Annotated in this window: 5 protein-coding genes; 3 read left to right on the forward strand and 2 right to left on the reverse strand. The window is 65.7% G+C overall.

Translation table 11 applies throughout. The features are described 5' to 3' along the window. A partial coding sequence (gene dnaA / locus WAZ62_RS22045) for a chromosomal replication initiator protein DnaA (RefSeq protein WP_422645669.1) occupies nucleotides 1–1,130 on the forward strand: 1,130 nt, incomplete at its 5' end. Nucleotides 1,131–1,192: 62 nt separating this feature from the next. Here the strand turns inward: dnaA and WAZ62_RS22050 are convergent. After that, nucleotides 1,193–2,953: a calcium-binding protein gene (locus WAZ62_RS22050; protein ID WP_422645670.1), complete on the reverse strand. Its 1,761-nt coding sequence runs from the start codon at nucleotides 2,951–2,953 to the stop codon at nucleotides 1,193–1,195. Nucleotides 2,954–3,126: 173 nt separating this feature from the next. Continuing rightward, entirely contained in the window at nucleotides 3,127–5,850 is a 2,724-nt protein-coding gene (locus WAZ62_RS22055; RefSeq protein WP_422645671.1) for a calcium-binding protein, read from the reverse strand. A 367-nt stretch (nucleotides 5,851–6,217) separates the two neighbouring features. Between WAZ62_RS22055 and dnaN the strand changes: the two genes are divergently transcribed. Both dnaN and WAZ62_RS22065 read left to right on the forward strand, forming a co-directional pair. After that, on the forward strand, nucleotides 6,218–7,339 hold the full coding sequence (gene dnaN, locus WAZ62_RS22060; RefSeq protein ID WP_422645672.1) for a DNA polymerase III subunit beta: 1,122 nt from the start codon (nucleotides 6,218–6,220) through the stop codon (nucleotides 7,337–7,339). A gap of 10 nt (nucleotides 7,340–7,349) precedes the next feature. Next, on the forward strand, nucleotides 7,350–7,973 hold a 624-nt coding region (locus WAZ62_RS22065; RefSeq protein WP_422645673.1), incomplete at its 3' end, for an AAA family ATPase.

Genomic DNA, 7,973 nt, shown 5'->3' on the forward strand with positions numbered 1-7,973 from the left:
CACCCCGCCCCGTCGCCGCCTATGGCGCGGCGCCGGCCGCCGTGCCTGCCGTCGCCATGGCCGCCGCGCCGGTGGCCCAGACTTCCAGCATTCAGGATGTCGGTGTCGGCGCCCCGCTCGATACCCGCTTCACCTTCGACAATTTCGTCGTCGGCAAGTCGAACGAACTCGCTCATGCCGCGGCCCGCCGCGTCGCCGAAGGCGAGGCGGTGAAATTCAATCCGCTGTTCCTCTATGGCGGCGTCGGCCTCGGCAAGACCCACCTGATGCACGCCATCGCCTGGGCCCTGCGCGAAAAGGCCCCGGAGAAGAAGGTCCTGTACCTCTCGGCCGAGAAGTTCATGTACCAGTTCATCCGGGCGCTCCGCTTCAAGGACACGATGGCCTTCAAGGAGCAGTTCCGCTCGGTCGACGTCCTGATGATCGACGATGTCCAGTTCATCTCGGGCAAGGACAGCACGCAGGAAGAATTCTTCCACACGTTCAACGCCCTCGTGGACCATAACCGCCAGGTGATCATTTCCGCCGACCGCAGCCCGACCGACCTCGAAGGCATCGAGGAGCGCATCCGCTCCCGCCTCGGCTGGGGTCTCGTCGCCGACATCCACCCGACCGACTACGAACTGCGCCTCGGCATTCTCGAGCAGAAGGTCGAGGGCATGGGCACCCAGGACGTGCCGCGCCGGGTGCTGGAATTCCTCGCCCATCGCATCACGTCCAATGTCCGCGAACTGGAAGGCGCGCTGAACCGCGTCGTCGCCTTCGCCGAACTGGTCGGCCGGCCGATCACGGTCGAAATGGCCCAGGAAGTGCTGCAGGACCTGCTGCGCGCCAACGACCGCCGGGTGACGATCGAGGAGATCCAGCGCAAGGTCTCGGACTATTACGGCGTCCGCCTCGCCGATCTCCTGTCGGCCCGCCGCGCCCGCGCCGTGGCCCGGCCGCGCCAGGTCGCAATGTATCTTTCGAAGCAGCTCACCTCGCGCTCCCTGCCCGAGATCGGCCGCAAGTTCGGCGGCCGCGACCACACGACGGTGATCCACGCCGTCCGCAAGATCGAGGAGCTGTGCTCGACCGACACCGCCTTCCAGGACGACATCGACGCCCTGCGCCGCGTCCTCGAGGCCTGAGGCCCCCGGCATTTCGGAATGCGGGGCGGGACCCCGCGGCTGACGCCGCGGGGTGAGAGGTGTCAGGCGAAGATGAAGTCGCTGGCGTCCAGGGCCATGATCTGCGGCGTGGTGCTCGACACGTCGATACTGTCCGAACCCGCCGACAGTTTGACCGCCGCCGCGTAGGGGCTGTAGTCGGCCGCGCCGATCGAGCCGCCGGCGGCATAGAGGTCGTCCAGCGAGTGATAGCCGAAAGCACGGACGTCGATCTTGTCGTGGCCGCGCTCGAAGTCGTAGATGGCGTCATGGCCATGCCCGGCCTGGAACACGAAGGTGTCGGCGCCGCCCTGACCCTGCAACACGTCGTTACCTGCGCCGCCGTCGATGATGTCGTCGCCGTCGCCAGCGAAGACATACATGATTTCCCCGGCGCCGATGATCGTGTCGGCCTTGGCGCCGCCATGCATCCACAACACCGAAAGCTCGGCCTGCGGGCCGCTCGGCCCCCGCAGGTCGAAGATGTTGCCCCGGTCGCTGAGGAAGACATAGCCGATGTCGAGTTCGGCCTTGTCCCACAGGTCGATGCGGCCGCCCGTGATGAAGCGCAGGTTGCCGGTATGGATATTGTCGAAGGGCGCCAGGGATTCCGGCGTCAGCGCCAGGTCGACGCCATAGGTTTCCAGCGTCTCGATGTTGACGACGGTAACCTTGCGAAGGTCGAGGCGAACCTCTTCGTAGCTCTCGGAGATGACTCCGAAGCTATCGTTGCCGCCCTTGCCATCGTAAACCTCCCCGGCGGCGACGTCGCCGGCCGAAGTGATCTCGATATAGTCGTTGGCGCTGCTGCCCGTGACCTTGTCCACGCCGCGGCCGCCGATCAGGCGGGCATGTCCCGTGCCGGCGGAAATAATGTCGTCGCCGGCGCCGCCGTCGATGATGCTGAATCCCGTGGTGCCGCCGGTGATCTGGTCGGCGGCCTTGCCGCCCCGGATGGTCAGGAAGTCGTAGGCGCCGAGCGATGCCTCGAAATTGGCGACCCTGAGGATATTGCCGGCGTCGGAGAGCTGGATGCCGTCGATGTCCAGCGTGGTGATCCCGCGCAGGTTGACGGTTCCGCCTTCGGTCAGGCCGATGAGTTCGGCCGAGATCGAATCGAAGCCGCGCGCCGTCTGCTGGGACATGTAAGTGACATAGGCGCGCGAGTAGAGGTTTTCGATGTTGCGGAAGACGGCGCCGCTCAGGTCGCCCTTGAGGATGAAATCATTGTCCGAGAAGCGGAAGGTGTCCGTGCCATCGCCACCGTCGTAAATCTCCCCGGCGACGACGTCGCCAAGATAGGCATAGAGACTGTCGTTGCCGGCATCGCCATAGACTTCGTCCCGCCCGCGGCCGCCGTAGAGCTGGTCGTTGCCGAGGCCGCCTTTCAGCCCGTCGTCGCCGCTCATGCCGTAGAGTTCGTTGTTGCCGTCGTTGCCGAGAATGACGTTCTGGATGCTGTTGCCGACACCCTTGGTGCCGCCCAGCAGATAAAGGCCCTCGACATTGCCGCTCAGGGTATAGCTGCCCTCCGAGATCACGATGTCGAAGCCGCCGTCCCGCATCTCCGACACCCGGTCGGAGCCGGAGCTGAAATCGATGTAATAAGTGTCGTCGCCGGCGCCGCCGACCAGCGTATCGGCGCCGTAGCCACCGCCGATCAGATCGTTTCCGTCGCCGCCCTCGATCCAGTCGTCGCCGGCGTCGCCGTAAAGCTCGTCGTCGCCGCCGAGGCCCTTGATGGTGTCGTTGCCGGTGGTGCCGTCGTAGACGTCCACGCCGCTGGTGCCGGTGAAATTGGCCAAGACCGCTACTCCGTCTGTGTCATGGGAGGCACTTCTTCAGCGCGCAATGCTTAACGCGCAACGCGTAGAGTGAGGCGCGCATGACGGGAGTACAATGGGGGATCGTGGCACGAATGGGGCACCGCCGGAAAAAGGGGTGGTGCCCCGCGGTGTGAACCACGGGGTGTGAGCCATCAGGCGAAGAGGAAATCGCTGCCGTCGATGGTGGAGGCGGCTACGCCGGACAGCCTGACGGATGCCCCGGGGCCCAGATCGACATTTATGTACCCGACACCCGAGTCTCGGATCTTGAAGCCCGCCGCGACCATGTCGTCGAAGCTGTGGTAACCGAAGTCGCGGACATCGAGCTTTTCGACGCCATTTTCGAAGTCGGTGATCGTGGTCTGCTTCTTCGCCTTGAGCACGAACTGATCCGTGCCCGCGCCGCCGGTGATGATGGAAGTTCCGCAATAGAACACGTCGTCGCCGGCCCCGCCGATGAATTCGACGGCGTTATAACCCGCCCGGAAAACATCGTTGCCACTGCCGCCCTGGATCGTGTCGATATCGAAGATCGAGTAATCCCGGGGAAATCCGCGAAGGTCGACGGTGGTCGCCTCATTGGCGAGGTAGATATTGCTGATGTTGATGTATGTCGCGCCTGTGAAATCGAGCAGGCCGCCATCTTTCAGATAGATATCGTTCGCGCCGATGCTCGCGAACCGCTCCAGGTCCGCGATCTTGATCCGCATGCCGGCATCCCAGGCACCATGGAGCCCTTCGATGTTCCGCAGGGTGATGCCGGTCAGGTCGATGTCGACGATTTCACCTTTGCGCGTCGTCACGATGGACATCGTGTCGTCGCCGGCGCCGCCGTCGTAAATCTCGCCCGCCACGAGGTCGCGCGCGGCGATGCCGAAAACATCGTTGTTGCCGCCGCCATAGACCATGTCCTTGCCGCGCCCGCCGACAAGGGTGGTGTACCTGTTGTCACCGGCCCGCAGGATGTCGTCGCCCCTGCCGCCGTCGAGTGTCAAGGTCGTGAAGGCGCTGCCACCACCACCGGTCAGCGTGTCGTCGCCGGCCCCACCGATGACGGAGAGCGTGCCGGACAGGACGCGCGTGCCGGCCAATGGCGACAGATCGACGACCGTATCCAGGTCGGACAGATAGAGGCCGTCGGTAAGGGTCAGGGTCGGCATGCGGGAGAAATCGAGCGTGCCGCCATCGGTAAGCTTCACCGCATAGGCCTCGATCGCGCTCAAGGCCGTGAGCTGCGCCAGCGAAGCGACAAGCGTGCCTCCGTAGCTGACGATCTTCTCGAAGCCGGTGTAGGGAAGGGTCGACAGATTCAGCACATCGCGTCGGCCGAGGCCGTCGAAGACCAGCGTATCGAATCCGTCGCCGCCGTCGTAGCTTTCGCCATCGACAAGATCGGTCGCCGGGGTGATGTAGATCGTGTCCGTGCCGGCGCCGCCGAAGACGAGATCCCTGCCCGCGCCGCCCACCAGCTTGTCGTTGCCGTCGCCGCCTTCCAGCCGATCGTTGCCGGCGCCGCCGATGAGCGTGTCGGCGCCCGCTTCGCCCAGCAGCGTGTTGTCGCCGTCGTTGCCGGTGATCACATTGTTCGCGGCATTGCCCTGGCCGCGCTTGCCGGCGAGCAGGGTCAGATTCTCGAAGCCGTCGAGCAGCGTGTAGTCGAAGTTGGAGATGACCGTGTCGGTGCCGCCGCCATCCGCCTCGCTGACCGTGTCGCGGCGGACGTTGCCGGGATCGAGGTAATAGGTATCGTTGCCCTTGCCGCCGCTCAGCGCGTCGGTGCCGAGGCCGCCGATCAGGATATCGTCGCCATCGCCGCCATAGAGCTTGTCGTTGCCGCTGCCGCCGTCCAGCGTGTCGTAGCCGGCATCGCCCCTCAGGGTGTTGCCGCCGCTGTTGCCGGTGATGACATTGCCGAGCGTGTTGCCCTGGCCGAGATTGCCTTTCACGAGGACGAGATTTTCGACGCCCGCGGTCAGGGTGTAGTCCATGCTCGAATAGACGGTGTCGACGCCGTTGCCGCCGTCCTCGCTGACGATGTCCGGCACGGTTTCCGCGTCGATATAATAGCTATCGTTGCCGAGGCCGCCGGTCAGCGTGTCGGCGCCTGCATCGCCCCACAGGCTGTCGTCGCCCTTGCCGCCGATCAGCGTGTCGTCGCCGGCGCCGCCATGCAGCATGTCGTTGCGCGCGCCGCCGTCGAGCTTGTTGTTGCCGCCGTTGCCGATGATCGTGTTGTCGAGGTAGTTGCCGTTACCAATGATATTGGCGGTCCCGGTCAGGGTCAGATTCTCCAGCGAGCCATTCAGGCCCCAGGAGATCGAGGACACGACGGTGTCGATGCCCGCGCTGTCGCTGATCGTGTCGCCGCTGTTGTCGACCACATAGGTGTCGTCGCCGGTACCGCCTTGCAGCTGGTCCTTGCCCGTTCCGCCATCCAGCCGGTCGTTGCCCGCCCCGCCGAACAGAAAGTCGTCGCCGCCCCGGCCGTAAAGTTCCCCGCCGCCGTCATGGACCTGAATCGCATTGGCCTGATCGTTGCCGTAGGCCTTCTTGCCGGCGTAGAGGTAAAGGCCCTCCACATTCACGGGCAGCGTGTAGTCGAAGAGACTGATGACCGTGTCGAAGCCGCCGGTCGCGGTCTCGACGATCGTGTCGATGGTGTCTTCGTCGAGCACATAGGTATCGTCGCCATTGCCGCCGACCAGCCGGTCGGTGCCGGCGCCGCCGCCGATCAGGTCGTCGCCTTCGCCGCCCTCGATCGTGTCGTTGCCGGCATCGCCGTAAAGCTCGTCGTCGCCGCCAAGGCCTTTGATGGTGTCGTTGCCGGTGGTGCCGTCATAGACATCCGCGCCGCTGGTGCCGGTGAAATTGGCCAAGATCGCTACTCCGTCGACATGAAAGCTGGCGCTGCTCCAGAGCGCGCGACGAGCACAGTGGATCGCGCATCGCGGGAATTCAATCAGAAAGGGTGTCGCGCCGCCTCGAGCGGGAGGGCGGGCGAATCACCCCCGCGGAGGGGCTTTCGCCGGGGCGCCGGAAGGGGCCGGACGGGCGCCGAATAAGCCCTTCAAATCAATATGTTGCCGAGGATCAAAAACCTCTGGCGGGCGCCTTTCCTTTTGCTATTCTCTAGCACCGTGTCGCCGCCTGCCTTGCGGTGCGCGGCCGGTGCCCTTCGGTGCCGGTTCCGCCCTCCTGATCCCCTGTCCAGACGGATCATGACCGACGTTTCGAGACCGACGTATGCAGCTGATCATTGAACGTGGCGCCCTCCTGCGCACCCTCGGCCATATCCACAGCGTCGTCGAGCGTCGGAACACCATCCCCATTCTCTCCAATGTGCTGATCGAGGCGCGCGACGGGCAGTTGCACCTGACCGCGACCGATCTCGATCTCGCGATCGTCGAAAGCGTGCCGGCCAATGTCGTGCAGGCGGGCTCGACCACGGCGCCGGCGCATACGCTGTTCGACATCGTGCGCAAGCTCGCCGAAGGCACCGACGTCGAGCTGACCTACCGAGCGGAGGAGGGGGGGCGCATGACCCTGGCCGCCGGGCGTTCGCGCTTCCAGCTGCAGTGCCTGCCGCGGGAGGATTTCCCGGTCATCGCCGATGCCGGTCTGCCCCACCGCTTCGCCCTGCCGGCCAAGGCGCTGCGCGACCTGATCGACAAGACCCGCTTCGCGATCTCGACCGAGGAAACCCGCTATTACCTGAACGGCATCTATGTCCATGCGACCGAGTCGAATGGCCTTGCCGTGCTGCGTGGCGTCGCCACCGACGGTCACCGCCTCGCCCGCTTCGAAGTGCCGCTGCCCCCGGGCGCGGCCGGCCTGCCCGGCGCCATCGTGCCGCGCAAGACGGTGAACGAGGTGCGCAAGCTGGTCGACGAGACCGAGGGCGATGTCGAAGTGTCGCTGTCGGACACCAAGATCCGCTTCGCCTTCGACGATATCGTGCTGACCTCCAAGCTGATCGACGGCAGTTTCCCGGAATATTCCCGCGTCATCCCGACCGGCAACGACAAGGTGCTGGAGATCGATCCCCGGCTCTTCGCCGCCGCCGTCGACCGTGTCTCGACCATTTCGACCGACAAGACGAGGGCGGTGAAGCTGATCCTCGACCAGGACCGCATCACCCTGCAGGTGACCAGCCCCGACAATGGCAGCGCGGTCGAGGAGGTCGCGGCCTCCTATCGCGCCAGCCCGATGGAGATCGGCTTCAACGCCAAATATCTCCTCGACATCACCCAGCAGATCGGTTCGGACGTATTGCGCATGGTGCTGGCGGATTCGCTGGCCCCGACCCTGGTGCGCGACCAGGGCGACGATGCCACCCTCTATGTCCTGATGCCGATGCGTGTCTGAGGCGGGGCCCGTGCTCGCGGTCCGGTCGGCGCCTGCGGCGGCGGATATGGTCCATCGCCATGTCTCGCGCCTGATGCTGACCGACTTCCGCTGCTACGAGCGGGTGGTGCTGACGCTTCGGCCGGGACCCGTGGTGTTCTCCGGCCCGAATGGCGCCGGCAAGACCAATATCCTCGAGGCGGTTTCGCTGCTCTCGCCCGGCCGGGGCCTGCGTCATGCCAGGGCGGCGGACATGGCCCGCATGGGCGGCAGCGGCGGTTTCGCCGTCGCGGCCACCATCGAGGGGTCGGATCTGGTCGCCCCGCTCGATCTCGGCACGGCGACGGCGGGCGATGGCGAACGGCGCATCGTGAAGCGGGCGGGGGCCATGGCGACCCAGTCGAGCCTCGCGCGAGATCTGTCGATCCTGTGGCTGACGCCGACCATGGACCGGATCTGGACGGAAGGCGCGGCCGGGCGGCGGCGCTTTCTCGACCGGCTGGTGCTGGCCCGTCTGCCGTCCCACGCCGAGGCCCATATCGCCTATGAGAAGGCGCGGGAAGAACGGCTTCGCCTGCTGGTGAACGGCCCGCGCGACGCGACCTGGCTGGGCGCGATCGAGGAGCGGGCGGCCAGGGCCGGCGCCGCCATCGCC

It is taken from the genome of Zavarzinia sp., assembly GCF_049306435.1.
GTDB lineage: Bacteria > Pseudomonadota > Alphaproteobacteria > Zavarziniales > Zavarziniaceae > Zavarzinia.

What these genes read in the sequence shown, in the direction of transcription:
- dnaN (WP_422645672.1), top strand. Translation starts at nt 6,218, where the DNA reads ATGCAGCTGATCATTGAACGTGGCGCCCTCCTGCGCACCCTCGGCCAT.